A 25,554-nucleotide genomic window follows, 5' to 3' on the forward strand; every position below is an offset into this window, starting at 1 on the left:
TTATTTTTTGTTATAAATCAAATTTATCATTATACTTTTATAATATAATACTCTTTTTTAACACATAAATATTAAGAATAATGTTGGTATGATAAAGTCGTCTTCTTTTTTTATTTGGTTCTCTACTGCCAGACCAAAAACCTTGCCATTGGCTCTTGCTTCTATTCTTGTGGGATCATCGTTGTCACATTGGTTGGGAAAGTTTGATGGAATAACAACTTTCCTTGCGTTTTTGACAACATTATTACTTCAAATATTGTCCAATTTTGCGAATGATTATGGTGATCATATTAAAGGTTCTGATACGGAAGCTAGAATAGGTCCACTTCGTGCAATTCAAAAGGGCAAAATATCTGCCTTACAGTTAAAACAAGGATTATTTATCGTTGCAGGCTTGTCAATGTTATCGGGGGTAACTCTCGTATTATATGCTTACCAAGAGTTATATGATCTGGTGATATTCTTAGCATTGGGGGGAATTGCAATTTTTGCAGCTATAACTTACACAATAGGGAAAAAACCTTACGGTTATTTGGGACTTGGTGATTTATCAGTACTGATTTTTTTTGGTTTTTTAGGCGTGTTTGGTACTTTTTATTTACAAACTCACAGCCTTTTGTGGCAGGTTTTTTTACCTGCGTTAGGCTGTGGATTACTTGCTGTTGCTGTACTTAATATCAACAATTTACGAGATGTAGAACAAGATCGCAAGGCGGGGAAAAATACCTTAATTGTTCGTATTGGCAGCCAAAGAGGACGGATTTATCATCTACTGCTGCTTGTAGCCGCAATGATCTCTTACTTGATTTTTGCATTAAATACATTTGACCACTGGTATCAATTCCTTTTCTTGCTTTCTATTCCGATTCTGATAAAGCATGGATTGTTTGTTCTTCGTCATCAAGCCCCAGTAGAACTGCGTGCTTCCCTAGGGCAAATGGCAGGTCTTGCATTGCTGACTAATTTACTTTTTAGTATAGGGGTTATTTTGTGATATTTTGTTTATTCGGTGCGTGTAGCAAATTATGCATCGCCTCACAGCTTGCCACGTTTGGTAAATACCAAAACGAATGGCGTAAACTCTGCAATAAATTGACATCAGAAAACGGCATTAGCGGTTTGACATTGCCTTGTTTGAGATGGATGATAATCATCTCATCAAGCTTGTCACGGAGTAAATCCAGCCATTTTTACACTTCATTGGGGTGCTTGAATATGGCGGTTTCGCCCCTGCCGTCGGCACGAAAAAATGCATTTAAATCAAACTCGTTAAACTCACCTTGGGTGGCGATGGCTCGGATATACTCGGGCAACTGGTAGGTCAAAAGCATCATCTGCGGCAGGCTGGCGTAAGGGTTGTTGTCGCCTTGCCAATTTTCTTTTTCTCGTTGTTCGTCTGAAGAGCGAAGCTCGACATTTCACTCTAAACTTATCATAGAACAAGACTTTGTTTATGATTTTGCATAAAATAGCGGTTAGATTTTTCTTATTTTTTGCAATATGTTTGACGCTAAAACTTTTCTTGCTAATGTGCCGCATAGCCCTGGGGTGTATCGTATGTACGATTCCAAGGGAACCATTATCTATGTAGGGAAGGCGAAAGATTTAAAAAAACGTTTGTCGAGCTATTTCCGTAGCCAACTTTCCAGTAAAAAAACGGAAGCGTTGGTGGCGAATATTGCATACATTGACACGACTATCACGCATTCAGAAACCGAAGCGTTATTGTTGGAACATAATTATATTAAGGAAAATCAGCCTAAATATAATGTGTTGCTGCGAGATGATAAATCTTATCCTTATATTTTACTGACTCAGCATCGCCACCCTCGGATCACCAGTTTTCGAGGCTCGAAAAAGGTAGCAGGAGAATATTTTGGACCCTATCCTAATGCGAATGCCGTGCGTGAAACGCTCAATTTGCTACAAAAATTGTTTCCGATTCGTCAATGTGAAGATAACTATTATAAAAACCGCTCTCGACCTTGCTTGCAATATCAGATAGGTCGTTGTCTTGCTCCTTGTGTTGAAGGCTATTATTCGCAAGAAGAATATGATCAACAGGTGAATTTTGTGCGATTATTTTTACAAGGCAAAGATAATCAAGTGGTAGAGCATTTGGTACAGAAAATGGAATATGCTGCAGAAGCATTGGATTTTGAAGCAGCGGCTCGTTTTCGAGATAAGATACAATCCGTGCGAGCGGTGCAAGAGAAACAATTTGTTGCGAATGATCGCTTAGACGATCTTGATATTATTGCTATTGCGTATAAGCACGGCATCGCTTGTGTGCATATTTTGTTTGTGCGACAAGGTAAGGTGATTGGCAGTCGTAGTTATTTTCCAAAAGTACCCAGCGATACTGCATTGGGTGAGCTTGCTGATACATTTGTTGGGCAATTTTATTTGCAGATGAATCAACATCGCACTATTCCAAACCAAATTATTCTCGATCAGTCATTGTCAGAAGCTGCAATCTTATCGCATATTTTAACAGAACAGGCAGGGCATAAGGTAGAGATTGTCGATAAAGTGCGTGGTGAAAAAAGTCGCTATTTAGCCCTTGCTAAAACCAATGCTCTTGCTGCACTGAGCTTGCAACTAAAGCAAGATACATTAATTTCAGCACGCTATACCGCTCTACAGGAATTATTAGACTTGCCAGAGATCAAACGAATGGAATGTTTCGATATTTCTCACACGATGGGAAATCAGACGGTTGCGTCCTGTGTAGTTTTTGACCAAAATGGGATACTAAAATCAGATTATCGCCGTTTTAATATTACAGGCATTACCGCAGGCGATGATTATGCAGCAATGGAACAAGCACTAGTCAAACGTTATAACAAGCCGTTACCGCTAGAAAAAATTCCTGATATTATTTTTATTGATGGAGGAAAGGGGCAGTTAAATCGTGCCTTAGCAACATTTGATGCATTGCAAGTGGACTGGGATAAAACTAAGCCATTATTCATCGGCGTAGCAAAAGGGGTAGAGCGAAAAGCAGGATTAGAAACATTGATCATCAGCAAGTGGAATAAGGAAATCCATTTACCTTCTGATAGCCCTGCTTTGCATTTAATTCAGCATATTCGTGATGAATCACACCGCCACGCCATCACAGGACATCGTAAAAAACGCCAAAAAGCATTTACCGAAAGCGGTCTAGAATCTATCACAGGTGTTGGTGCTAAACGTCGTCAAGCATTACTAAAATACCTTGGCGGTATGCAAGGGGTGAAATCAGCTACATTAGCAGAAATTCAATCTGTCCCAGGTATTTCCAAAGGATTAGCCGAAGTGATCTTTGATACATTACATAGTGGTTGATTTTTGTACATAATAATTTCAATATCAAACTGCCTTGAGCTCAGTCATTGACCATCTCGGTTTTACGTTTATGGCTAAGCTGCTAGATTCGCCTTTTTTCAAGCGTAAAAAGCCTGCATAGGCGATCATCGCTCCATTATCCGTGCAAAAAGCAGGACGAGGGTAGAATACTTCGCCGCCGATTTGTTTCATTAAGGCTGCTAGTTGGGTGCGTAGTTGTTGATTGGCACTCACTCCTCCTGCAATGACTAGACGCTGATAGCCTGTTTCTTGTAATGCACGGCGACATTTTATCATTAAAGTATCAATTACGGCTTGCTGAAAGGCGTGGGCGATATCATTGCGTATTTGCTGATCGAGTTGTCCTTGTTCATTTAAGTTAGCTTGAATAGTATTGGCAGCAAAGGTTTTTAAGCCAGAAAAGCTAAAATCTAACCCTGGTCGGTCCGTCATTGGGCGAGGGAAAATAAAGCGTTCGGCCACACCTTGTTCAGCTAATTTTGCTAAAGCAGCTCCCCCAGGATAATCCAAGCCAAGTAATTTTGCTGTTTTGTCAAAGGCTTCGCCTGCAGCATCGTCAATGGATTCACCTAGTAGTTCATATTGTCCAACTCCATCAACTTTGACTAATTGAGTATGTCCACCAGATACGAGTAATGCAATAAAGGGAAATGCTGGCGGATTATCTTCTAGCATTGGTGCAAGTAGATGTCCCTCCATATGATGAATGCCAAGAGCTGGCACATTCCAAGCGTAGGCTAATGAGCGAGCGATCGTCGATCCGACTAGCAATGCACCTACTAGCCCAGGACCTGATGTATAAGCAATGCCGTCGATTTGATCCGCATTCAAATTCGCTTCTTTTAGAGCTTGCTGAATTAATGGCAGTGTTTTACGAATGTGATCACGAGAGGCCAATTCGGGTACAACTCCGCCATAATCAGCGTGAATATCAATTTGGCTATAAAGTTGATTGGCAATTAGACCTTCTTGTTCATCAAAAATGGCAACGCCTGTTTCATCACAAGATGTTTCAATTCCTAAAATTCGCATAATAATCTTTAAAATACAATGAACGAAAGGGGCAATTGCCCCTTTGCAAAATTTGAGTTGATATTGACCGCTAGTGAGTTGAGATCAATAGAGAAAATTAAAATTTTTCACCGTACTCGGGCTTTTTAATATTTTTAAACTGTTTAGCACGACCAGCTTCAATTAATACTGTGATCTTTTGTGCTGAATCGTGAATGCCCATTTTTTCAAACGATTCTTGCAATAACGGTAGCGCTTCGTAGGTTGCTTTGCTATTTGGGTAAAGTTGCATCATATTTTGAATACGGTTGCTAACTGCCACATACGCATCACGTTTCATATAGAATTTAGCAATGGCAAGCTCGTGTTCAGCTAATCGATTTAGTAAATAGGCTGACCACTGCTCTGCTTCTTGGCGATATTGACTTTGAGGGAAATGTTGAATTAATGTTTGGAAACTACCGTAAGCATTGCGGACAGCATCGACTGCACGCTGAGCATTACTGACTTTAAAGAAATCTTGAACGAAATTATCACTTAAACGTGCATTAGATAATGCTGCCAAATAGTAGACATAATCCATACTCGCACTATTTGGGTAGACACGAACGAAACGCTCAGCATCAATGAGAGCCTTGTGATATTCACCTAATTTATAGTTGGCATAGATTAAACTTAACTCAATTTGTTCACCGAGCATACTGTGAGATTGTGTACTTAAAGCCTCTAAATGACGAATTGCACTATTATAATTACCATCTTGTAAATAGGCTTGTCCTTTGTTATATAATTCTTGTTCGGGTATGCCTTCAAATTCATTTTTATCTGAACTTGAGCAGCTAGCCAAGACAAGACTTGCAAAAATAATTGAAATAAATGAGCTCAGTTTATTCATAATGGTTACCTATAAAAAGTGTTTGCAATGAAAAGTTAATGTACAATGCAAATTCGACCAAACGTTGTCAAGAAAGTTCAGCCTGCAATTGCTGCTATTCTATAGGACATCGCTCAATAAGAAAATCATAAATTTGGAATTTTATTTTAATGACGCAACAAATCACCTTACAGGCTGAGATAACGCCTGATTTACTCGGAGTACGTTTAGATCAAGCACTCGCACAATTGTTCCCAGATTATTCTCGTTCACGCATTAAAGTTTGGATCGAAAACGATCAGGTGTGCGTAAACGGAAAAGTTATTAACAAGGCAAGAGAGAAAGTTTTCGGTGGAGAATATATTGAAATTCAAGCGGAAATTGAAGAAGAAACTCGTTTTGAGCCACAAGAAATACCGCTCAATATTGTGTATGAGGACGATGAAATTTTAGTCATTAATAAACCGAAAGATCTAGTTGTTCACCCAGGTGCAGGCAATCCTGATGGCACAATACTTAATGCATTACTTCATTACTTTCCCCAAATTTCGGAAGTACCTCGTGCGGGAATTGTACACCGCTTAGATAAAGATACCACAGGGTTAATGGTTGTTGCCAAGACGATTCCTGCTCAAACACATTTAGTTAATGCATTACAGAAACGCCAGATTACTCGTGAATATGAAGCTATTGCCACTGGAATTATGACGCAAGGTGGAAAAGTGGATCAGTCAATGGCACGCCACCCAACAAAACGCACAGCAATGGCGGTACACCCAATGGGAAAACCTGCGGTAACACATTATCGAATTATGGAACGGTTTCGCAATTATACTCGCCTACGCCTACGCTTAGAAACGGGAAGAACGCACCAAATTCGAGTGCATATGGCTCATATTGCACACCCACTGTTAGGCGACCAGCTATATGGTGGTCGTCCACGTCCACCGAAAGGGGCAAATGCAGAATTTTTAGCTTTGCTGAGAAACTTCAAACGCCAAGCATTGCACGCTACAATGCTACGCCTTAACCACCCAATAACGGGGGAATTAATGGAATGGCACGCCCCATTACCTAATGATTTTATTGAACTGATTGACGCATTAAAAGCAGATTATCAGGTTTACAAAGATGAGTTGGATTATTAAAAGATAACGAATAGATAGTGTAATTTTGTAAGGCTTTACAAGCTTACATTTTTTAACTCATTTACCTTTCTTTCCAATATCCTAGCCATTCCTTTAATGCAAGGGTATTGCTATGCAATGCACCAGATTGTGGTATAAAGTACATTGCATTTAATCCATAAACTTCAGGGGTTCTTCCTGAGCCGACACTCGCTGGGAGAACTTCAAACCCTTGTTGTTCAAATAGTAATTTTGCTCTTTGCATATGCCATTGGTTGGTGATGAGGATAATTTTGGAAATATGTTCTTTTTCTAGAATTTCACGGCTAAATTGGGCATTTTGCTTGGTTGTTTTGGCTTTCTCTTCTAGCCATTGGGTTGGGACATTAAAGAAAAATTCGAGTTCTCTTGCCATTACGCTCGCTTCGGATTTTGTGTTTGGGCTATTGCCTGTGATTAATAGCGGTAATTGCGTTTTTCGTTGCAAATAGGCAGCATAACGTACTCGTTCAACGGCAATTTGGTTGGTTGCTAATGAAGCGAATAATTCTTTGCTGTCTCTCAACCCTCCACCTAATAGTACGATAGCTTGTGCAGATTGATAATCTTGCAAGGAGAGATTGTCTTCTTTAATGAGAGAGTCGTGCAGTTTTTGCGAAGTGTAGGGGATACTAAAAATGTATAAAATAAATACGCCAAGTAAGGCAGAAAGATAACCTAATTTATGGTATTTAAAATAGAATAAAATAAACGCAATAACCCACAATATGATTAGGTTGAAGGGCGGTAATATGATTGCGGTGAGGTATTTTGTTAAAGCAAACATAATATAATTATTTGTTGAATAATGGAGATTTCTCAAGGCTTGCATTATTCATTATTCGGTATGAATTGTCTATTGTTTAGCATCAGTTTTAAACTTAGAATGAGTGGCTAAGTCAGTATTGAAAGCGGTCAAAATGATGAAAAAAATTGCAATTATCCCTGCAAGAGCAGGTTCTAAGGGAATTAAAGATAAGAATTTACAGTTGGTGGGCGGCATTTCTCTTGTTGGGCGTGCGATACTGGCTGCAAAAGAATCAGGAATGTTTAATCAGATAGTTGTTAGCTCAGATGGTGAGAGAATTCTTGAAGAAGCGGAAAAGTATGGTGCAGCTGCTTTAAAACGCCCAATTGAGCTTGCACAAAGTGAGACTAAAACGATTGATGTGGTGTTGCATAGTCTTTGCTCATTGAATATTGAGCAAGGTATTGCAGGGTTATTTCAGCCTACCAGTCCTTTGCGTAGTGCATTAGATATTCGTAATGCGATGCAATTATTTGTTTCTAGCAATTGTAATTCAGTTATTTCAGCTTGTGAATGTGAGCATCACCCTTATAAGTCATTCTCACTGGAAGATGAGAAGGTTATCCCTGTTCGTGAGTTGCTTGATTTTGAAGCCCCTCGTCAGCAACTACCTAAAATGTATCGTGCAAATGGGGCAATTTATCTCAATAACATTAAGAGTTTATTCGAAGAAAAAAATTTCTTTATTCCTCAAGTTAAATTTTATCTAATGCCAACTTATCGTTCGGTAGATATAGATGCGACACACGATTTGCAGCTTGCGGAAAGTCTAATTGAGAAAGAGTGCTAATGAAAGCGATAAGAGATAGTGCCATTTATCTTATTGGGGAATTTATTTCTCGTGCAATGCCATTGCTGATGTTGCCTTATTTATCACATAAGTTAGGTGTAGAGGGTTTTGGTGAACTTGCTTATTATCAAACATTTCTTGCACTTTGTTTTATTATTGTGAGCCTTAGTCAAGAAGGGGCGGTTGCTCGTTATTTTTATTTTTATGGTAAGAGGGCGGTAAATCTCATTGTTGCTACAGGTTATATTTATACCTTGGTTTTAGGTAGCGTCATTTTATTGATATGTTGGTTGGTGCAATCTGAAATTATGGCATATATTGCACTTTGTGCCATTTTTCAATCTTTGTTAAGTGTGCAATTAAGTATAAAACAATCTCAAAAGCAGCCTGTGTCGTATGCAAAAATTCAATTTTTGCTGAGTTTATGTTCTGTATTTTTTACTGTCCTGCTGTTAGAAATTTTTAGTGAGGAATTAGTAACTAAGCGTATTTTAGCAATGATGGTAAGTAATGCGTTTGTTTTTTGTCTCGTCTTTTTGTTTTATATCAGAAAAATAAAATTTAAACAGTTTAATCTAATAAAATATAAGCAAGCCAGCAGATATTTATTTGGTTTTGGAATGCCACTTATTTTACATAATTTAAGTTTATTTTTAAAAGGGCAATTAGATAAAATTTTTATTTATCATCAATTTAGTCAAGCCGATTTAGGACTATATGCGATGGGTATTCAGATCTCCACAATATTGATGATCTTTTTACAAGCGATAAATAAGGCGATTATTCCCTATTTCTTTGAGGGTTTGAAGCAGAATAAATTCACATTATCACAAATTCATCAATGGGCATTATGCTCATTTATTATTGTGCCAATACCTGCTTTAGTCCTTTCTATTGTCCCTGAAGATATTATTATCGGGGTAATTGGTAAGAGTTTTTTAGGGGTGAAATATTATATTGTGTTATTTTTAATATCTACAACGTTAACCATTCCCTATTTTATTTTGACTAATTATCTTTTTTATCAAGGGAAGAATAAACTTATTGCGTTTTGCTCCATAATCTCTACGCTAATTTATGTACTCAGCTTATTTGGACTAATTTTTACTAAAATTGAATATGTTCCTTACGCTGGAATTGTTTCCTCATTAGCTATTATTCCAATGTTATATGCGATAACTAAAAAAGTTGAGGTAATAAAATGAACTTAATTATATGTTATACGCCATTACAGGTATTAATTGCAGAAAAGATTATCGAGCGTTTTCCGAATGAGCACTTTTATGGAGTAATGATTTATACTGTTGAAAATAAAAAATTCAGATATTATGCAGCAAGATTGGAGAGAAAATGCAATAGCTTTTTATCAATGTATCAATCTACTAATAGACTTGACTTATTAAATGGTATTTTTTACTTGAAACGTAAATTTAATAATAGGCTATTTGATAAGGTTTTTATAGCCAGTATAAATGAGATTTATATACAGTTTATTTTAAGTGTAATTGGTTTTAATCATTTAAATACATTTGATGATGGTACGGCAAACATTGTATCATCAAGTTTTTTCTATACGCCAGAATCAAAAACAATCATCAGAAGTTTAGTGAATACGTTATTAGGTAATCAGTATAGTGTAGAAAAAATAAAAGTGATATCGGAAATACATTATACAATTTATAAAGGTTTGCCAAATATTAATTGTAATACAGAATTTATTCGTTTATTTGATCACAATCATCAAGATGTGGATCTTGATGATTGTGTCAATATTTTACTCGGACAGCCGATTTATTTAGATGAGCAAGAAAATATTAAGTTAGCAGAAAGAGTGGTTAGGAATTTTAATATTCATTATTATCTTCCACACCCAAGAGAGACTTATCTGGTCAAAAATGTGGAATACATTGATACACCATTAATTTTTGAAGACTATCTTGCACAAGAATACTCAAATAGATCTTGTCGTATATATACTTATTTTAGTAGTGCAGTATTAAATATATCGAGTAAACAAATTGAAATAGTTTCATTGAGAGTAGATACTAAAGAACCTGCTTTTATTGAATGCTATGACTTACTTGATAAATTAGGTGTAAACATTATTGATATTCGAGAATAAGATGAAAAAATATTTAATTTCGTTAGAAAAAGATCAACAACGTAGGGAATTATTTTTTAGGCAGTCAAATAATGATGACTTCATTATTTTTCAAGCTGTCAATACAATGAATGAGGCGTTATCAGATCTACATAAGCGGTTTGATTTATCAAAATTTCTGCAACATTATGGACGTAATGTAACCAAGGGAGAAGTTGGTTGTACATTAAGTCATTTAGGTGTTTATCGAATGATAATAGAGGATAGGGATATTAGAGATGATGAATATAGTCTAATTTGTGAAGATGATGCTCTATTTACGAAAGGATTTTATTCTTATTTAGGTCATATTTTATTATCTTCTTTCTCAGGCGATATTGTTATACTTGGACAATCTAAAATTAATCACTTTAATGATATCGAACTGGAGATTAATTATCCAATAACCTTTAATTTTTTACAGAAAGAGATTAAAAATACTCCCTTTAGGCTGGCGTATCCTTATAAAAATTATTTTGCTGGTACAGTTTGTTATCTTATTAAAAAGTCATCAGCAGCTAAAATATTAGGTCAATGTGAATTATATTTACCCTATTGGTTGGCTGATGACTTTGTTTTATTTGGTAATACGTTTAATTTGGACACTAAAGTTATTCGTCCTTTAATGGCAATTGAAAATCCTATTTTAAATAGCAATTTATCTCAAGCTAGAGGAGAGATAAAGCAGAATACGATAAAAAAATGGTTAAAATACCCAGTGAAGAAATTATTAGCTATAATAAAAAACTTGAAGAAATAATCATAAAATAATTATCTAAAGGAAAGTAATCGATGTCTTCATTTCTTAGTTTTTTTTATATTTACGATCCGTGGCTATTCCATTTTATTAGAATGGCATTTATTATGGGAGCTATTGCAATCGGAGTGTTATGCTATAAAGGAATAAATAATAAGCTACCTCAAGGCATTCAGCTACCTGTAGATAGCTTAGTAGTCAGTCTGTTACTTATTGTAATTTCGCTATTTCCAATTATTATTCACAGCTCTACAGATTTTTCTGTAATAAAAATGTATTTTAAAGGCTTTCTGCTATTTATTTGTGGGATCGCTGTGTATAATCTAGTTTATCTGAATAAAGATAAATCAGCGTTGATTAAAGATCTAAAATTAGGTATTTCCGTTCAAGCTGTGATTGGTTTTCTTGCATTGCTAGGACTGCCTATAATAATTGATTTGGCATTATCAACAAATGCAGTTTACCCTAGATTTTACGGCTCTGAGCAGGAATATCGACTGTATAATTTAACATCATCAGGGTTCTTTCAACTAAGTATTTTTTATTTAATGCTCTTAAATTTTATTCTTGCCTATGATAGAAAGTACAACACTATCCATGGTATTTATATTCTTATGATTTTATTTATTGGGTTAATTTCTGGGAGAACATTTCTTGCCTTGTCTGTGTTAAGTATTTTATTTTATTTCAGATTTAAATACTTACCTTATTTAATTTTATTTTTAGCTATTTGTTTGTTATTTACTTTTTTCTTTAATGAACATAAGTATGTACGCCACGCTTTAGAACCGCTAATTAACTTTTTTTATGGTTATGGAAATATAAGTTCATCGACGGATACTTTAGTTGAGAAACATCTTTTCAAACCTGAATTAAGACAGATTCTTATTGGAGATGGATATTATTATGGTTATTATGGCAGTACGGATTCAGGATTTTTACGCCAATTTCTCTATGGCGGCATTTTGTATATGTTAAGTTGCTTTTTATTTATGTTTTATTTTATTCGAAAAATTGCATTAAATTGGTTTGATGGAAGTTGGAGATTTATGCTCTCATCATTAGTTATACTTAGCGTATTAAATATAAAGGCAGATGCTTATGCTTTTCCAGGAATAATGACGCTATTTTTAATGTTTCTATCATTATTTGGACGTTCTGGAAAGCGAATCACGTTGTTTAAACCACAAAGGGGCAGTAATGTTTAGTATTATTATTCCTTCTTATAATCGTGTTAATGAAATTCCTGCTTTGCTGAACAGTTTAATGCTTCAAAAAAGGCAGAATTTTGAAGTGATTATTATTGATGATTGCTCAAATGAAGCGGTTAAATTGAGTCAAGAATATCCTTTTTCTGTAAATGTTATTCGTAATCAACAGAACCTCGGAGCGGCTCAAAGTCGTAATGTAGGTGTGTATTATGCACGGTATGATTGGTTATTGTTTTTAGATGATGATGATCGTTTTAGAAGTGATAAAACCGCAGTTTTAGCCACTGTGATTGAAAATAACCCTAATGCAAATTTTATTTACCACAAGGCAGAGTGTGTAATGGTCAATGAAAATTTCCATTATTTAACTCGTCCATTAGCTGAAAATGAAATTAGTTTAAATACGATGTTGCAGGCCAATAAAATTGGTGGGATACCAATGATTGCGATTAGAAAATCATTTTTTATAGAAGTGGAGGGATTTTCCAAGAATTTATTATCACTAGAGGATTATGAGTTTATTTTAAAACTCATTGCGTCTAATAAATTAAATGCAAAATATATTGATGAAGCATTGACAATTTGTACTTTCCATACAAAACGAGCAAGTGTTTCAACCAATACGATGCAAACAAACAATGCAATAGAATATATTCGGAAAAAATATGTAAAAAATATTGAGCAAGCTAAGTGTTTTAAAATAAATGCTCTTTATATGCTTGCTTATCCACATATAATGAATTTATCTAGAAAAGCAGCAAAATATTATTTTTTAATATTTAAAGAGAGTACAAAGTTAAAATATTTACTTATCGCAATAATAGTCTTTATTTCGCCTAAATTAGCAATTCATTTGAAAAGGTTTATTTAATGAAATTCTCGGTATTAATGTCTTTATATATTAAAGAAAGCCCACAATATTTAACAGAATGTTTTGAAAGTTTAGCACGACAAACACACCTTGCAGATGAGATTGTGTTGGTATTCGATGGGGCAATTACGCCTGAATTAGAAAATGTTGTGCAAAATTTTTCGAAAATCTTACCGCTCAAAGAGGTACGCTTGCCACAAAATCGGGGATTGGGAAAAGCATTGAATGCAGGTTTATTACATTGCTCTTATGATTGGGTTTTTCGTATGGACACTGATGATATTTGTGTATCAGATCGCTTTGAGAAACAGCTTAATTTTATTCGAGAAAATCCAGATGTAACTATTTTGGGGGGGCAAATTGCGGAATTTGGCAACCATTTAAGTGAGGTTATTAGTTATCGCCGAGTGCCAACTAGTCAAGCTGAGATTATTAAATTTGCTCAAAAACGTTGTCCATTTAACCATATGACTGTAGCTTATCAAAAACAAGCTGTTATTGAGCTTGGAGGGTATGAAGATCTTCAAGAAGACTATTATCTGTGGATTAAATTGATGAGTGCGGGCAAAAAAATGGCTAATTTGGCAGATATATTGGTTTATGCGAGGGTTGGTAATGGTATGGTTGGGCGTCGTCGTGGAATGGCACAAGCTAAAGCTGAATGGCGATTATTTAGGCTTAAACACCGTCTTGGCGTGCAGAATCAAGTGAATGGCTTTACTGTTTTTACAATGCGATCAATTCCTCGATTGCTGCCTACCTCTATTTTGCGGCACCTTTATAAATGGACTCGCAGATAGAGTATGCTGTTCAAATAATAACGATGACGATCAGTATGAATGAGAGACAAACTGCCTCTCATTTTTTTCATTAATTTTGGCGTTTATTCAGCCAATTGTGAGTTGCTTTTATTAATTAAGAATTGGCTTAACAGCGGTACAGGGCGACCTGTTGCCCCTTTCATTATCCCTGATTTCCAAGCTGTTCCTGCAATATCCAAATGTGCCCAAGGGTATTTTTTCGCAAAATTAGATAAAAATACACCTGCAGTAATGGCTCCGCCTAAGCGTCCGCCAATGTTGGCGAGATCAGCAAAGTTGGATTTTAATTGCTCTTGGTATTCTTCACCCATTGGTAAACGCCAAGCCTTATCATCAGATTGTTCTGCAGCTTGTAGTAAATCGCTAGCCAAAGTATCGTGGGTCGAGATTAAACCGCTATTGTGTGTGCCAAGTGCAACCATACAAGCTCCTGTTAGGGTGGCAACATCAATGACTAATGCTGGATTAAAACGCTCAGCATAAGTTAGGGCATCGCATAGCACAAGGCGACCTTCTGCGTCCGTATTTAATACTTCTACTGTGAGACCTGACATTGTTGTAACAATATCACCTGGACGGTAGGCGTTACCATCAACCATATTTTCACAGCCTGCAAGTATGCCGATAACATTAAGTGGAAGCTGCATTTGGGCAATAGCTTTCATTGTACCATATACGCCAGCAGCACCGCCCATATCATATTTCATCTCGTCCATTGCCTCTGAAGGCTTAATCGAAATACCGCCTGAGTCAAATGTCATTCCTTTTCCAATCAGTACAATCGGCTTTGTATCAGGAACAGTCGCATTGTTATAATGGATAATTGACATAAATGCACGATTTTCCGAACCTCGAGAGACAGCTAGATAAGCGTTCATACCTAGCTGTTCCATTTCTTGTTCATCAACAATCGTTGTCGTGATATGTTCATATTGTGAGTCAAGGGATTGTGCCATCTTAGCCAAGTATTTAGGTGTGCAGACGTTAGGTGGGCAATTGGCAAGATCTTTGGCAAAATTTGCACCGATTGCAATACTTGTGCCGTGATTGACCGCTTGTTCTGCGAGTGCAAATGCTTTGGGGTCATCGACATTAAAAATGACTTCACGCAGTGTATGCTTGGTCTCTGGTTTAATGCTTTTAAAATCGGTATAAGCGTAGCGATGATTATAAATGGTTTCAATAGCAAAGCGGATATTCCAGTAAGTTGAACGTGTTTTGGTTGTTAAATCGCTCAGATAACATACCGCATCAGTAGAGCCAGTACCGTCAAGGGTTTCTATCATTTTTGTGATGATTTGCTTATACTGACGTTCGTTAAGTTCTCCTTCTTTGCCACAGCCAAGCAGCAAAACACGATCTGCTAACACGTTGGGAAGATGGTGTAGCAACAACGCTTGCCCAACTTTCCCCTCCAAGTCGCCTTTTTTCAATAAGGTCGTGATGTAACCATTGCTTAATTTATCAAGCTGTGCTGCACTACTTGATAAACGTTGTTCTTCATATATGCCTATAATCAGGCAAGCAGTGCGTTGCTGTTCAATCGCACTCTGTTTTACGCTAAATTCCATCGAATACTCCAATGCTTTTTTCTGTTTAAAAGGGTATAATTCTATGCAAGTTAATGGCTATTTTGCAAAAAAATGAGCAAACTAGACCGCTTGAGCTTGCAGGAAAATACATAAGCAAACTACTAATTTTCATAAAAATTGCAAGTATAAATTGATCAAATGAGAAGACTATCGTGATTTTAAGTCGATATTTAACAAAGGAAATTTTTAAAAGCCAGCTAGCAATTTTGTTTATTTTGCTAGTGATTTTTTTCTTTCAGCAATTAGTGAGAGTATTAAGTTCAGCGGTCAGTGGGCGTGTGCCGACAGATCTTGTGTTGAATTTGCTTGGGTTGGGTATGCCGACTATGGCACAGTTGATGTTGCCGCTATCGCTTTTCATCGCAATTTTACTGACATTAGGGCGTTTTTATGCAGAAAGTGAAATCACCGTGATGCGAGCTTGTGGTGTTGGACAGAGCTTATTGGTTAAATCAACGTTGTTGCTCTCTGTTATTACCACTGTGGTTGCGACTTATAATGTTTTTTGGTTAGCACCTTGGGCAATGAATAAGCAGAGTGAAATGTTAGCTGAAGCGAAAGCTAACCCTCGTTTTGCCGCATTATCCGCAGGGCAATTTATGTCAGCTGGGGGCTATGTTTTATTTATTGATAATATTCAAGATAATAAAATCAATCATATTTATGTTTTTCAACCTGAGCAGCAAAAAGGAAACAAACCGTCTGTTGTTGTCGCAGAGTTGGCACAATTACAGGGGCTGCCAAATGGCGACCAGATGCTGACGATGAAAAATAGTACAAGGTATGAAGGCACGCCACATTCTGCAGAATTTAATCTCGCTCACTTTGATAACTACACTGCCTATCTAGGTTATCAAGAAGTGGAGACTGATGAAAAATTGGTGCAGCGAGCGAGTTTGGGTCAATTACTCAATAACGATTCAGCAGAAGCAAAAGCAGAGCTGCAATGGCGTTTTGCGTTAATTTTTTCTGTACCTTTGATGGCGTTGCTTGCTGTGCCGATGAGTAGCGTTAATCCACGGCAAGGGCGTTTTGCAAAATTATTGCCAGCGTTATTGCTCTATTTAATCTATTTCCTATTGCAAAGTTCGCTAAAATCTGCTGGTGGTGCTGGGAAATTAAATGTATCTGGTTTAATGCCGCTTGTTTCTGTGGGTTTTTTAGTATTGGGTGTTATCCTAAATAGTTGGAACAGTAAATGGTTATCCGTATTACGTTATCGATTAACCTCTAAAAAGGTGATTATTTAATGAATATATTAGAACGCTATATTGGCAAAACCATTCTTAGTGCCATCTTACTCACCTTATTTTTATTAGTTGGGTTGGGAGCAATTATTAAATTTGTAGAGGAATTTCGTTCCGTTGGTAAAGGAAGCTATGATGGATTGCACGCAGCATACTATACTTTTTTAACCATACCTCGAGATGTGGAAACATTTTTCCCCATTGCAGCTTTGCTTGGATCATTAATGGGGCTAGGAGGGCTTGCAAGCCGTAGCGAGCTAGTTGTGATGCAATCTGCGGGATTTTCTCGTTTTCGCATTGGGGTAGCTGTGATGAAAACTGCCATTCCATTGGTATTATTCACGATGATTATGGGGGAATGGGGCGTACCTCAAACGGAACAATTTGCTCGAAATATGCGTTCTATGGCACAAAGTGGCGGATCAATGTTAGCTACCCAAGGTGGATTTTGGGCAAAAGATGGGCAAGATTTCATTTATATCCGCCAAATTCAAGATGAACAACATTTAAACGATCTACTTATTTACCAATTTAATGAACAAAGGGAGTTGAATGCGATCATCAGTGCCAAAAAGGCGGAATATGTAGGTAAAGATTGGGTGTTGAAGCAGGTTGAACGTTCCAATTTGACCGAAAACCGAATTACCCAAATTCAAGGTGCTGATCAAATTTGGAAAACTAGTATCACACCAAGTAAATTAGGTGTGGTTTCTCTTAAACCAGAATCACTTTCTATTTCAGGGCTTGCGGATTATGTCGGGTTTTTAAAAGAAACTGGGCAAGATCCGAAACGTTTTGAGATTACATTTTGGCGAAAAATATTTCAGCCTGTTTCAATGGCTGTAATGATGTTATTGGCGATTTCATTTATCTTCGGACCATTGCGTAGTAGCACGATGGGGGCAAAGATTGTCATTGGTATTTTGGCAGGCTTTGTATTTTATGTCTCAAATATTGTCTTTGGCAATTTGAGCCTCGTTTTTTCTTGGCTTCCCGTTGCCTTTGGTAGTCTTTTACCAAGTCTAATCTGCTTATCTGTAGTTTGGTGGCTCTTGGTCAGAAAAAGAGGCTGATAGAGAGATTAAGAGATAAGAAATATATAGGAAAATTATGTCGGCCCCTCGTTTTGTTCATCTTAAAGTTCATTCTGATTTCTCAATGGTCAATGGTTTGGCAAAAATCAAACCATTGCTGAAAACTGTTGCCTCCAATAATATGGTGGCAATGGCATTAACCGATTTTTCTAATTTTTGTGGTTTGGTTCGGTTTTATGGTGAGGCATTAAGTTCAGGGATTAAGCCGATTATCGGTGCAGATATTCTATTTCGAGCAGAAACAGGTAAAGATGAGTTTTTTGAGCTGACGTTATTGGCAAAAAATAATCAAGGGTATCAAAATATTACACTGTTGCTCTCTAGGGCATACCAGCAAGGTTATATGGATTTTCCCATTGTGGAGAAAGCGTGGTTGGCAGAACTGAATGAGGGCATAATCTTGTTATCTGGCGGTCGCAATGGTGATGTTGGTAAGGCGTTATTGAAAGAGAATGTAGCAGAGGCGGAGACACTGCTGGGCTTCTACCAACATTATTTTCCTAATCATTATTACCTTTCTCTTTGCCGAACAGGGCGAGCTGATGAAGAGCGTTATATTCAACAAGCGGTTAATTTAGCAAAAAAATTTGCAGTGCCTATTGTGGCAGTCAATGATGTACTTTTTCTTCAGCAAGAGGACTTTGAAGCTCACGAAATTCGAGTGGCTATTCACGATAGTTACACACTAGACGATCCGAAAAGACCGAAAAAATATTCGCCGCAGCAATATTTCCGCAGCGAAGCGGAGATGGTAAAGCTGTTTGCAGATTTGCCTCAAGCGATTGAAAATACACTTCATATTGCTCAACGCTGTAATGTGAATTTGCGTTTAGGCGAGTATTTTTTGCCTAATTTTCCAACGGGTGAGCTTTCTACGGAAGATTTTTTAGTGAAAAAATCTCGTGAAGGTTTAGAAGAGCGTCTAGAATTTTTATTTCCAGATCCTGTTGAGCGTGCGAGTAAGCGGTCAGTTTATGATGAAAGATTGCAAATAGAGCTTGATGTGATTAACCAAATGGGGTTCCCTGGTTATTTCTTGATCGTGATGGAGTTTATTCAGTGGTCGAAAGATAATGACATTCCTGTTGGACCAGGACGAGGATCGGGGGCAGGTTCTCTCGTGGCTTATGCCTTGAAAATTACGGATCTCGACCCATTGGAATTCGATCTACTTTTTGAACGATTTTTAAATCCAGAGCGTGTTTCTATGCCTGACTTTGATGTTGATTTTTGTATGGACGGGCGAGATCGAGTGATTGAGCACGTTGCAGAGATTTATGGGCGTCAAGCGGTCTCGCAGATCATTACATTTGGTACGATGGCAGCAAAAGCGGTGATTCGAGATGTGGGGCGAGTTTTAGGACACCCTTACAGCTTTGTCGATAGGATTTCAAAATTAATTCCACCAGACCCTGGTATGACGTTGGCAAAAGCCTTTGATGTTGAACCCAAATTACAAGAGCTGTATGACACTGATGAGGAAGTTGAAGCTCTCATTGATATGGCACGCAAGCTAGAAGGGGTTACTCGCAATGCAGGTAAGCACGCAGGTGGCGTAGTGATTGCACCGACGGCGATTACAGATTTTTCTGCGATTTATTGTGATTCAGAAGGGGAAAACCCAGTTACGCATTTTGACAAAAATGATGTGGAATATGCAGGCTTAGTTAAATTTGACTTTTTGGGACTGCGGACATTAACCATCATAAAATGGGCGTTAGAGATGATCAACCAGCGTCTTGCTCGTGAGGGCAGACCTGCAGTGCGGATTGAGAGTATTCCGCTTGATGATCAAAAAGCGTTTGATCTCCTGTTGAAAGCAAAAACAACAGCGGTATTTCAGTTGGAATCAAGGGGAATGAAAGATCTGATTTCACGCTTAAAACCTGACTGTTTTGAAGATATTATCGCTTTAGTGGCACTGTTTCGCCCAGGTCCATTAGAGTCAGGAATGGTTCAGAACTTTATTGATCGTAAGCACGGTAAAGAGGAAGTGGCTTACCCTGATCCACAATATCAGCACGAATCACTCAAACCTATTTTAGATCCAACCTATGGTGTGATTGTTTATCAAGAACAAGTGATGCAAATCGCACAAGTATTGGCAGGCTATACCTTGGGAGGTGCGGATTTATTACGCCGTGCAATGGGTAAGAAAAAACCAGAGGAAATGGCGGCACAGCGTGCCACTTTTGAGGAGGGGGCGATTAAAAACGGCATTGATGGGAGCTTGGCAGTTAAGATCTTTGATTTGGTGGAAAAATTCGCAGGCTATGGATTTAACAAATCGCATTCGGCCGCTTATGCTTTGGTTTCCTATCAAACCTTGTGGCTAAAAGCCCATTACCCTGCCGAATTTATGGCTGCGGTGATGACTTCTGAAATGGATAATACCGATAAAATTGTTGGCTTGTATGATGAAGCGATTAATATGGGATTGACGGTTGTGCCACCAGATATTAACAGCGGTAGACATCGTTTTAGTGTGAATGAGAAAGGCGAAATTGTGTATGGCTTGGGGGCGATTAAAGGGGTAGGAGAAGGACCGATTGATGCAATGTTGGAGACTCGAGAAAAAGAAGGGATTTTTAAGGATCTCTTTGATTTAACTGCTCGAGTTGATTTAAGAAAAGTCAATCGTCGTACCTTTGAAGGATTAATTATGGCAGGGGCATTCGATAAACTAGGTCCACATCGTGCCGCCTTGATGAAAAATTTAGAAGATGCACTTAAAGCTGCGGATCAACACAGTAAAATGGAAGAGCTTGGGCAAAGTGATATGTTTGGTGTGCTGACGGAAACACCAGAGGAAGTTCAAAATGCGTACGCTAATACGCCGAAATGGACAGAACAAGTGTTGCTTGATGGCGAAAAATCAACATTAGGGCTTTATTTGAGTGGGCACCCTGTTGGACGTTTTTTAAAAGAGCTGTCTCATTATGCTCCAATTCGTTTGAATGAATTGCAAGCTACTCCAAGAGGACAGGTTGTGACTGTGGCAGGGTTGGTGATGAATTCACGCATTGCGGTAACGAAAAGAGGTAGCCGCATTGGGATTGCAACCATTGAGGATCGCTCTGGCAAGTTAGATATTACTCTTTTTTCAGAAGCGTTGGAGAAATTTGGTCATTTGTTAGAGAAAGATCAGATTATTGTGGCAACAGGTGCTGTTCAGATGGACGATTTTAGTGGTGGTCTAAAAATGTCAGCTCGTGAATTAATCTCGCTTGATGAGGCAAGAACTCGTTATGCCCAGAGCCTTGCTTTGGTTGTTAATCACGAGCAGCTATCTCCAAGTTTTATTAAAATATTGAAAGAAATTTTAACGCCATACAAAGAAGGTATATTACCGTTACACTTCTACTATCAAAGCCCTGATGCGAGAGCGTTGTTAAAAAGTGGTGTCGAATGGTACGTTACACCACAAGAAGCTCTGTTAAATCAGTTACGCAATTTATTAGGGGAAAATGCTGTTGAGGTAGAATTTAGATAAGGATTGAGTTGATAGCTTTTTACTTTTATTCTTTTTCTACTTTATTTGACTATATGTGCTAATTTTGCAAAGAAATGACCGATTTTGACCGCTTAAAGGGGTGATATGTTACGTTTTTTTTATACTTTATTGTTTTATCTATTCTCTCCAATATTGTTGCTAATGATGTGGAGAAAAGCACGACAGATCCCAAAATGCTGCCAAAGTGTGATGCAGCGTTATGGCATTTATCATCAACATTCTCAACCGAAAGCTGATGGTATAGTGATTCACGCTGCGTCTGTCGGCGAGGTTATCGCAGCCACGCCAATGGTTAAGGCTATTCAAGCACGCTATCCTGATTTACCAATCACGGTTACGACAATGACGGCAACAGGATCAGCAAGAGTACAGGCTAACTTTGGATCAACGGTCTCACATTTTTATTTGCCTTTTGATTTGCCAGATAGTATTAAACGTTTTTTGCGGTTTGTTCGCCCTCGTTTACTGCTTGTCGTGGAAACGGAGTTGTGGCCAAATTTAATCACCCAATTGCATCAACATAATATTCCTTTTGGGATTGTGAATGCTCGTTTATCTGCTCGCTCTGTTAGGCGTTATCGTTGGGTAGCCAAGCATTTACCGACTCTCGTCGAGAGTATTGATTTTGTGCTTGCTCAAGATTCTGTTAGTGCCGAGCGTTATGCACAGATTGGTGTGCCATCAGAAAAATTACTGACCGTAGGTAATTTGAAATTTGATTTGTCGATCACACCTGAATTATATCGGCAGGCAAAGCAGACGGCTGAATTGCTAAACATTGCAAATCGCCAAATTTGGATTGCAGGTAGTACGCACGAAGGAGAAGAAAAAATCCTATTGGCGGCACATCAGACATTGCTTGAAAAATACCCTAATTTATTGCTAATCCTTGTACCACGCCACCCTGAGCGGTTTGTTTCTGTCGAACATTTGCTGAAACAGATGGCGATAACCTATCAAAAACGGTCTGAAAATAGTGTAATTCTGCCAGAGAGTAATGTATTGTTAGGCGATACGATGGGGGAGATGCTGTTGCTGTATGGTTTGTCCCAAATTGCTTTTGTGGGGGGGAGTTTAGTTGAAATTGGGGGGCATAATCCGTTAGAACCACTCGCTTTTAACCTTCCAGTGATTTCAGGTAAGCACACATTTAATTTCCCAGAGATTTTCACAAAGTTGCGTGAGGTCAATGGGGTAATTGAAGTGGAAAGCCGCTCTGAAGAGCTTGTTTTGGCAGTGAACAGATGTTTAGCGGAGCCTGAATTTGTGAAGCAACTTAGCCAAAAAGGTATGACTGTTTTAGCGGAAAATAAAGGTTCTGTTCAACGACATTTAAATTTTCTTGACGCCTATTTAGCAATGGCTATTGAGTAGGCAAGCGGTCAATTTCTTTGAAATAAATGCAATCAATAGGGCTAACTGAGTGATTATGCAAATGATGAAAAAAAAGCACGATAATTATAACGTGATTTATGCAGGAACTTTTGATCCGATTACGAATGGACATATTGATATTATTCAGCGAGCGGCGAGATTGTTTCCGCACATCATTGTTGCAATTGCGGCGAATCCGAGTAAAAACCCCTTGTTTTCACTTGAACAGCGTGTGGCACTAGTTGAACAAAGTATCGGAACGATGGGAAATGTTACTGTTGTTGGGTTTAGTGGTTTACTGGCTGATTTAGCGAAGCAATATGGGGCAAAATGTTTATTGCGAGGAATACGCAGCAGCGATGATGTTGAGTATGAAATCCAGCTTTCTCAGTTAAATCAACGTTTATCTCATCAATTAGAGACGATCTTTTTGCCCCCTGCGGTTGAATGGCGTTATTTGTCTTCGACAATGGTACGAGAAATTTATCGACATCAAGGAGACATTTCGCCATTTGTTCCTAAACCTGTTTATCTTGCCTTGCGTAATTTGAGTTCGTTGTAAAAGGGTTTTATAGCGTTAGCGGTAGTTGCCATTCGATTTCTACGATGCCTTGTTTTTTAAGGTAAGCGTTGGTTTGCGAAAAATGTCGGCAGCCTAAAAATCCTCGGTGAGCTGAAAGAGGGGAGGGGTGCGGTGCTTTTAATATGCAATGACGAGTGCCATCAATAACTTGTCCTTTCTTTTGTGCGTGGCTTCCCCAAAGTAGAAAAACCAATTTTTCTCGATGGCGATTAAGTTGGTGAATGACTTTATCTGTAAAGGTTTCCCAACCGATATTGGCGTGAGAATGTGCTTTTCCTTGTTCTACAGTTAAGACCGTGTTGAGTAATAATACGCCTTGTTTTGCCCAATTGACTAAATAGCCGTGCTGAGGAATTTGAAAACCGACATCTTGAGCTAATTCCTTATAAATATTAATTAAAGAAGGAGGTGGGGCAATATTGGGTTTTACGGAGAAAGATAAGCCGTGAGCTTGGTTTGGACCGTGGTAAGGGTCTTGTCCAATAATCACCACCTTCACATCACAAAATTCAGTTAATGCAAATGCACTAAATACTTCTTGCTTGGGCGGATAAATTATTTTTCCGTTTACTCGTTCTTGGCTGACATAGCTTAAAATATGTTGAAAATAAGGCTTCTGTTTTTCCTCGCCAATTGCATCTTTCCAGCTCTTCATTCTCTATCCTGTTAATCTGATGTTAATCTTTAAAACGATCGGTTAAAAATAAATGAAATTTGAATTTTCATTTGTAAAATATCAAAAAATAAGCAGAGTTTTCTTGTTTTTTCTCCGATTTTTCTCGCTTTTTCTCAAATAATGGTTAAAATTACTATAATTTTTTAAAATATCAAATTTTTTTATAATTTTACTTTCCCTCTAAATTAAGGAGTTTTTATGATTAAAGGTGTTCAAATTACTAAATCTGCTAATAATAACTTGATTAACTCTTTTTGGTTACTTGATGAAACCAAAAATGAAGCTCGTTGTTTATGTGCCAAAGGCGAATATCAAGAAGATCAAGTCGTTGAGCTTAGCCAATTGGGGCAAATTACTTACCGTGAAGTGCCTGTAAACATTGCCCCAACAATCAAAGTTGAAGGCGGTCAGCATCTAAATGTCAATGTGCTACGCCGTGAAACATTAGAAGATGCAGTGAAAAATCCTGAAAAATATCCACAGCTCACTATTCGTGTTTCAGGTTATGCCGTGCGTTTCAACTCATTAACGCCAGAACAACAACGTGATGTCATTACCAGAACATTTACTGAAAGTTTATAATCCATCGTTTATTCTTCGTTGATAACAAATTCAAGGACTTGGCTTATTGGGCTAAGTCCTTTTTGTTACCATTTCTACGGGCTTTTTGTATCTACTGGTTTTTTATTACTGTTTCATTATTAGCTTTATTGTTGTGCTTCTAAAAATCTTTCTGCATCGAGTGCGGCCATACAGCCTGTGCCTGCTGACGTGATCGCTTGGCGATAGTTATGATCCATTACATCACCTGCTGCAAATACACCAGCGACACTTGTTGCAGTGGCATTCCCTTCAAGTCCTGATTTCACAACAATATAGCCGTTGTTGAGTTCAAGTTGATCTTGGAAAATCACCGTATTTGGAGAATGACCGATGGCAACAAATACCCCTTCAAGTGCTAACTCTTGAGATTGCTCAGTTTGTGTGGATTGAATTCGAATGCCAGTCACACCATTATCATCGCCTAATACTTCGTCCAATACATAATGGGTATGTAGAATAACTTTGCCTTCTGCTACTTTTCTCATCAAGCGGTCGAGTAATATTTTCTCGCTACGGAATGTCTCACGGCGATGAATTAAGTGAACTTCAGAGGCAACATTTGACAGGTAAAGTGCTTCTTCGACAGCGGTATTTCCACCGCCAATTACGGCAACAGGTTTATTGCGATAGAAGAAGCCATCACAGGTCGCACAAGCTGACACACCTTTACCTTTATATTTTTCTTCTGAGGTTAGACCTAAATATTTTGCAGACGCTCCTGTTGCAATAATTAGTGCATCGCAAGTGAACGTATTAAAATCGCCATTGAGAGTAAAAGGGCGTTTAGAGAAATCGACAGAATGAATATGATCAAAGATAATTTCAGTATTAAATTTCTCAGCGTGCTGCTGCATTTTATTCATTAATTCAGAGCCTGTGATCTCACCAAATTCACCTGGCCAGTTTTCAATTTCTGTGGTTGTCGTAAGCTGTCCGCCCTGTTGCATACCTGTTACCAACATGGGTTTTAAATTTGCTCGAGCAGCGTATACCGCAGCAGTATAGCCAGCAGGACCTGATCCTAGAATTAATAATTTTGCGTGTTTCGTTGCCATATATTTTTAATCTCCG

The 25,554-nt window shown here is 37.8% G+C and carries 23 protein-coding genes; 16 read left to right on the forward strand and 7 right to left on the reverse strand.

The window, feature by feature from the left end:
* The first annotated feature begins 88 nt into the window (after positions 1-88).
* Positions 89-994 carry a 1,4-dihydroxy-2-naphthoate polyprenyltransferase gene (locus tag EV693_RS00610; RefSeq protein ID WP_132500463.1) on the forward strand — a complete coding sequence of 302 codons (906 nt, stop codon included), beginning with the start codon at positions 89-91 and terminating at the stop codon, positions 992-994.
* Here EV693_RS00610 and EV693_RS09505 read toward each other — a convergent pair.
* Positions 984-1,154, reverse strand: a complete 171-nt coding sequence (locus EV693_RS09505) for a hypothetical protein (RefSeq protein WP_207906460.1) — start codon at positions 1,152-1,154, stop codon at positions 984-986. The genes EV693_RS00610 and EV693_RS09505 overlap by 11 nt on opposite strands.
* A gap of 346 nt (positions 1,155-1,500) precedes the next feature.
* Here EV693_RS09505 and uvrC point away from each other — a divergent pair, with 346 nt between their 5' ends.
* Complete coding sequence (gene uvrC, locus EV693_RS00620) at positions 1,501-3,330, forward strand: excinuclease ABC subunit UvrC (RefSeq protein WP_132500464.1); 1,830 nt, start codon at positions 1,501-1,503, stop codon at positions 3,328-3,330.
* Between the two features lie 24 nt (positions 3,331-3,354).
* On the opposite strand, the gene tsaD is transcribed toward uvrC, so the two are convergent.
* Together tsaD and EV693_RS00630 are read right to left on the reverse strand one after the other, a co-directional pair.
* Positions 3,355-4,383: a tRNA (adenosine(37)-N6)-threonylcarbamoyltransferase complex transferase subunit TsaD gene (gene tsaD / locus EV693_RS00625; protein WP_132500465.1), complete on the reverse strand. Its 1,029-nt coding sequence runs from the start codon at positions 4,381-4,383 to the stop codon at positions 3,355-3,357.
* A gap of 97 nt (positions 4,384-4,480) precedes the next feature.
* Positions 4,481-5,257 carry an outer membrane protein assembly factor BamD gene (locus EV693_RS00630; protein ID WP_132500466.1) on the reverse strand — a complete coding sequence of 259 codons (777 nt, stop codon included), beginning with the start codon at positions 5,255-5,257 and terminating at the stop codon, positions 4,481-4,483.
* Positions 5,258-5,406: 149 nt separating this feature from the next.
* On the opposite strand from EV693_RS00630, the gene rluD reads away from it, so the two are divergent.
* Positions 5,407-6,384, forward strand: a complete 978-nt coding sequence (gene rluD, locus EV693_RS00635; protein ID WP_132500467.1) for a 23S rRNA pseudouridine(1911/1915/1917) synthase RluD — start codon at positions 5,407-5,409, stop codon at positions 6,382-6,384.
* A 61-nt stretch (positions 6,385-6,445) separates the two neighbouring features.
* Here the strand turns inward: rluD and EV693_RS00640 are convergent, their stop codons facing one another.
* Positions 6,446-7,189 carry a YdcF family protein gene (locus EV693_RS00640; RefSeq protein WP_132500468.1) on the reverse strand — a complete coding sequence of 248 codons (744 nt, stop codon included), beginning with the start codon at positions 7,187-7,189 and terminating at the stop codon, positions 6,446-6,448.
* Positions 7,190-7,325: 136 nt separating this feature from the next.
* Between EV693_RS00640 and EV693_RS00645 the strand changes: the two genes are divergently transcribed.
* The 7 genes from EV693_RS00645 to EV693_RS00675 are packed head-to-tail and all read left to right on the forward strand — an operon-like array spanning position 7,326 to position 13,779.
* The gene (locus EV693_RS00645; protein ID WP_132500596.1) at positions 7,326-8,000 is read left to right on the forward strand and encodes an acylneuraminate cytidylyltransferase family protein; all 675 of its coding nucleotides are present in this window, start codon (positions 7,326-7,328) and stop codon (positions 7,998-8,000) included.
* Positions 8,000-9,205 carry an oligosaccharide flippase family protein gene (locus EV693_RS00650; RefSeq protein WP_132500469.1) on the forward strand — a complete coding sequence of 402 codons (1,206 nt, stop codon included), beginning with the start codon at positions 8,000-8,002 and terminating at the stop codon, positions 9,203-9,205. Before EV693_RS00645 ends, EV693_RS00650 begins: the two co-directional genes overlap by 1 nt.
* The gene (locus tag EV693_RS00655; RefSeq protein WP_132500470.1) at positions 9,202-10,122 is read left to right on the forward strand and encodes a glycosyltransferase family 52; all 921 of its coding nucleotides are present in this window, start codon (positions 9,202-9,204) and stop codon (positions 10,120-10,122) included. Before EV693_RS00650 ends, EV693_RS00655 begins: the two co-directional genes overlap by 4 nt.
* A 1-nt stretch (position 10,123) precedes the next feature.
* Positions 10,124-10,900 (forward strand): glycosyltransferase family 25 protein, encoded by a 777-nt coding sequence (locus EV693_RS00660; RefSeq protein ID WP_132500471.1) that lies wholly within the window; start codon positions 10,124-10,126, stop codon positions 10,898-10,900.
* Between the two features lie 32 nt (positions 10,901-10,932).
* Positions 10,933-12,105, forward strand: a complete 1,173-nt coding sequence (locus EV693_RS00665) for a hypothetical protein (protein ID WP_132500472.1) — start codon at positions 10,933-10,935, stop codon at positions 12,103-12,105.
* On the forward strand, positions 12,098-12,979 hold the full coding sequence (locus tag EV693_RS00670) for a glycosyltransferase family 2 protein (protein ID WP_132500473.1): 882 nt from the start codon (positions 12,098-12,100) through the stop codon (positions 12,977-12,979). Before EV693_RS00665 ends, EV693_RS00670 begins: the two co-directional genes overlap by 8 nt.
* Complete coding sequence (locus EV693_RS00675) at positions 12,979-13,779, forward strand: glycosyltransferase family 2 protein (RefSeq protein WP_132500474.1); 801 nt, start codon at positions 12,979-12,981, stop codon at positions 13,777-13,779. Before EV693_RS00670 ends, EV693_RS00675 begins: the two co-directional genes overlap by 1 nt.
* Positions 13,780-13,862: 83 nt before the next feature.
* Here the strand turns inward: EV693_RS00675 and pepA are convergent, their stop codons facing one another.
* A complete protein-coding gene (gene pepA, locus EV693_RS00680; protein WP_132500475.1) occupies positions 13,863-15,371 on the reverse strand; it encodes a leucyl aminopeptidase in 1,509 nt (502 codons plus the stop codon).
* A gap of 173 nt (positions 15,372-15,544) precedes the next feature.
* Between pepA and lptF the strand changes: the two genes are divergently transcribed.
* From lptF to coaD, 5 genes are all read left to right on the forward strand, one after another.
* Positions 15,545-16,642 (forward strand): LPS export ABC transporter permease LptF, encoded by a 1,098-nt coding sequence (gene lptF, locus EV693_RS00685; protein ID WP_132500476.1) that lies wholly within the window; start codon positions 15,545-15,547, stop codon positions 16,640-16,642.
* Positions 16,642-17,712: an LPS export ABC transporter permease LptG gene (gene lptG / locus EV693_RS00690; protein ID WP_132500477.1), complete on the forward strand. Its 1,071-nt coding sequence runs from the start codon at positions 16,642-16,644 to the stop codon at positions 17,710-17,712. The genes lptF and lptG overlap by 1 nt, the downstream gene beginning before the upstream one ends.
* Before the next feature lie 37 nt (positions 17,713-17,749).
* Positions 17,750-21,226 carry a DNA polymerase III subunit alpha gene (dnaE, locus tag EV693_RS00695; RefSeq protein ID WP_132500478.1) on the forward strand — a complete coding sequence of 1,159 codons (3,477 nt, stop codon included), beginning with the start codon at positions 17,750-17,752 and terminating at the stop codon, positions 21,224-21,226.
* Between the two features lie 105 nt (positions 21,227-21,331).
* Positions 21,332-22,621, forward strand: a complete 1,290-nt coding sequence (waaA, locus tag EV693_RS00700; protein WP_132500479.1) for a lipid IV(A) 3-deoxy-D-manno-octulosonic acid transferase — start codon at positions 21,332-21,334, stop codon at positions 22,619-22,621.
* A gap of 64 nt (positions 22,622-22,685) precedes the next feature.
* Positions 22,686-23,183 (forward strand): pantetheine-phosphate adenylyltransferase, encoded by a 498-nt coding sequence (coaD, locus tag EV693_RS00705; protein ID WP_132500597.1) that lies wholly within the window; start codon positions 22,686-22,688, stop codon positions 23,181-23,183.
* Between the two features lie 7 nt (positions 23,184-23,190).
* Here coaD and ung read toward each other — a convergent pair whose 3' ends face one another.
* Positions 23,191-23,859, reverse strand: coding sequence for a uracil-DNA glycosylase (gene ung, locus EV693_RS00710; RefSeq protein ID WP_132500480.1), 669 nt, complete (start codon positions 23,857-23,859; stop codon positions 23,191-23,193).
* A 219-nt stretch (positions 23,860-24,078) separates the two neighbouring features.
* On the opposite strand from ung, the gene grcA reads away from it, so the two are divergent.
* Complete coding sequence (grcA, locus tag EV693_RS00715; RefSeq protein ID WP_132500481.1) at positions 24,079-24,462, forward strand: autonomous glycyl radical cofactor GrcA; 384 nt, start codon at positions 24,079-24,081, stop codon at positions 24,460-24,462.
* Positions 24,463-24,587: 125 nt separating this feature from the next.
* On the opposite strand, the gene trxB is transcribed toward grcA, so the two are convergent.
* On the reverse strand, positions 24,588-25,538 hold the full coding sequence (gene trxB / locus EV693_RS00720) for a thioredoxin-disulfide reductase (RefSeq protein ID WP_132500482.1): 951 nt from the start codon (positions 25,536-25,538) through the stop codon (positions 24,588-24,590).
* Between the last annotated feature and the right edge of the window lie 16 nt (positions 25,539-25,554).

It is taken from the genome of Nicoletella semolina, assembly GCF_004345745.1.
Lineage (GTDB): Bacteria > Pseudomonadota > Gammaproteobacteria > Enterobacterales > Pasteurellaceae > Nicoletella > Nicoletella semolina.

Excerpts from the sequence above, each read along its gene's own strand:
- EV693_RS00645 (WP_132500596.1), top strand. The coding sequence starts at position 7,326 with ATGAAAAAAATTGCAATTATCCCTGCAAGAGCAGGTTCTAAGGGAATT.
- EV693_RS00670 (WP_132500473.1), top strand. The coding sequence starts at position 12,098 with ATGTTTAGTATTATTATTCCTTCTTATAATCGTGTTAATGAAATTCCT.
- coaD (WP_132500597.1), top strand. The coding sequence starts at position 22,686 with ATGAAAAAAAAGCACGATAATTATAACGTGATTTATGCAGGAACTTTT.
- EV693_RS00610 (WP_132500463.1), top strand. The coding sequence starts at position 89 with ATGATAAAGTCGTCTTCTTTTTTTATTTGGTTCTCTACTGCCAGACCA.
- tsaD (WP_132500465.1), bottom strand. The coding sequence starts at position 4,383 with ATGCGAATTTTAGGAATTGAAACATCTTGTGATGAAACAGGCGTTGCC.
- EV693_RS00655 (WP_132500470.1), top strand. The coding sequence starts at position 9,202 with ATGAACTTAATTATATGTTATACGCCATTACAGGTATTAATTGCAGAA.
- EV693_RS00660 (WP_132500471.1), top strand. The coding sequence starts at position 10,124 with ATGAAAAAATATTTAATTTCGTTAGAAAAAGATCAACAACGTAGGGAA.
- EV693_RS00665 (WP_132500472.1), top strand. The coding sequence starts at position 10,933 with ATGTCTTCATTTCTTAGTTTTTTTTATATTTACGATCCGTGGCTATTC.
- waaA (WP_132500479.1), top strand. The coding sequence starts at position 21,332 with ATGTTACGTTTTTTTTATACTTTATTGTTTTATCTATTCTCTCCAATA.
- dnaE (WP_132500478.1), top strand. The coding sequence starts at position 17,750 with ATGTCGGCCCCTCGTTTTGTTCATCTTAAAGTTCATTCTGATTTCTCA.
- grcA (WP_132500481.1), top strand. The coding sequence starts at position 24,079 with ATGATTAAAGGTGTTCAAATTACTAAATCTGCTAATAATAACTTGATT.
- EV693_RS00630 (WP_132500466.1), bottom strand. The coding sequence starts at position 5,257 with ATGAATAAACTGAGCTCATTTATTTCAATTATTTTTGCAAGTCTTGTC.
- ung (WP_132500480.1), bottom strand. The coding sequence starts at position 23,859 with ATGAAGAGCTGGAAAGATGCAATTGGCGAGGAAAAACAGAAGCCTTAT.
- EV693_RS00640 (WP_132500468.1), bottom strand. The coding sequence starts at position 7,189 with ATGTTTGCTTTAACAAAATACCTCACCGCAATCATATTACCGCCCTTC.
- rluD (WP_132500467.1), top strand. The coding sequence starts at position 5,407 with ATGACGCAACAAATCACCTTACAGGCTGAGATAACGCCTGATTTACTC.
- uvrC (WP_132500464.1), top strand. The coding sequence starts at position 1,501 with ATGTTTGACGCTAAAACTTTTCTTGCTAATGTGCCGCATAGCCCTGGG.
- EV693_RS00650 (WP_132500469.1), top strand. The coding sequence starts at position 8,000 with ATGAAAGCGATAAGAGATAGTGCCATTTATCTTATTGGGGAATTTATT.
- EV693_RS00675 (WP_132500474.1), top strand. The coding sequence starts at position 12,979 with ATGAAATTCTCGGTATTAATGTCTTTATATATTAAAGAAAGCCCACAA.
- trxB (WP_132500482.1), bottom strand. The coding sequence starts at position 25,538 with ATGGCAACGAAACACGCAAAATTATTAATTCTAGGATCAGGTCCTGCT.
- EV693_RS09505 (WP_207906460.1), bottom strand. The coding sequence starts at position 1,154 with ATGATTATCATCCATCTCAAACAAGGCAATGTCAAACCGCTAATGCCG.
- lptG (WP_132500477.1), top strand. The coding sequence starts at position 16,642 with ATGAATATATTAGAACGCTATATTGGCAAAACCATTCTTAGTGCCATC.
- pepA (WP_132500475.1), bottom strand. The coding sequence starts at position 15,371 with ATGGAATTTAGCGTAAAACAGAGTGCGATTGAACAGCAACGCACTGCT.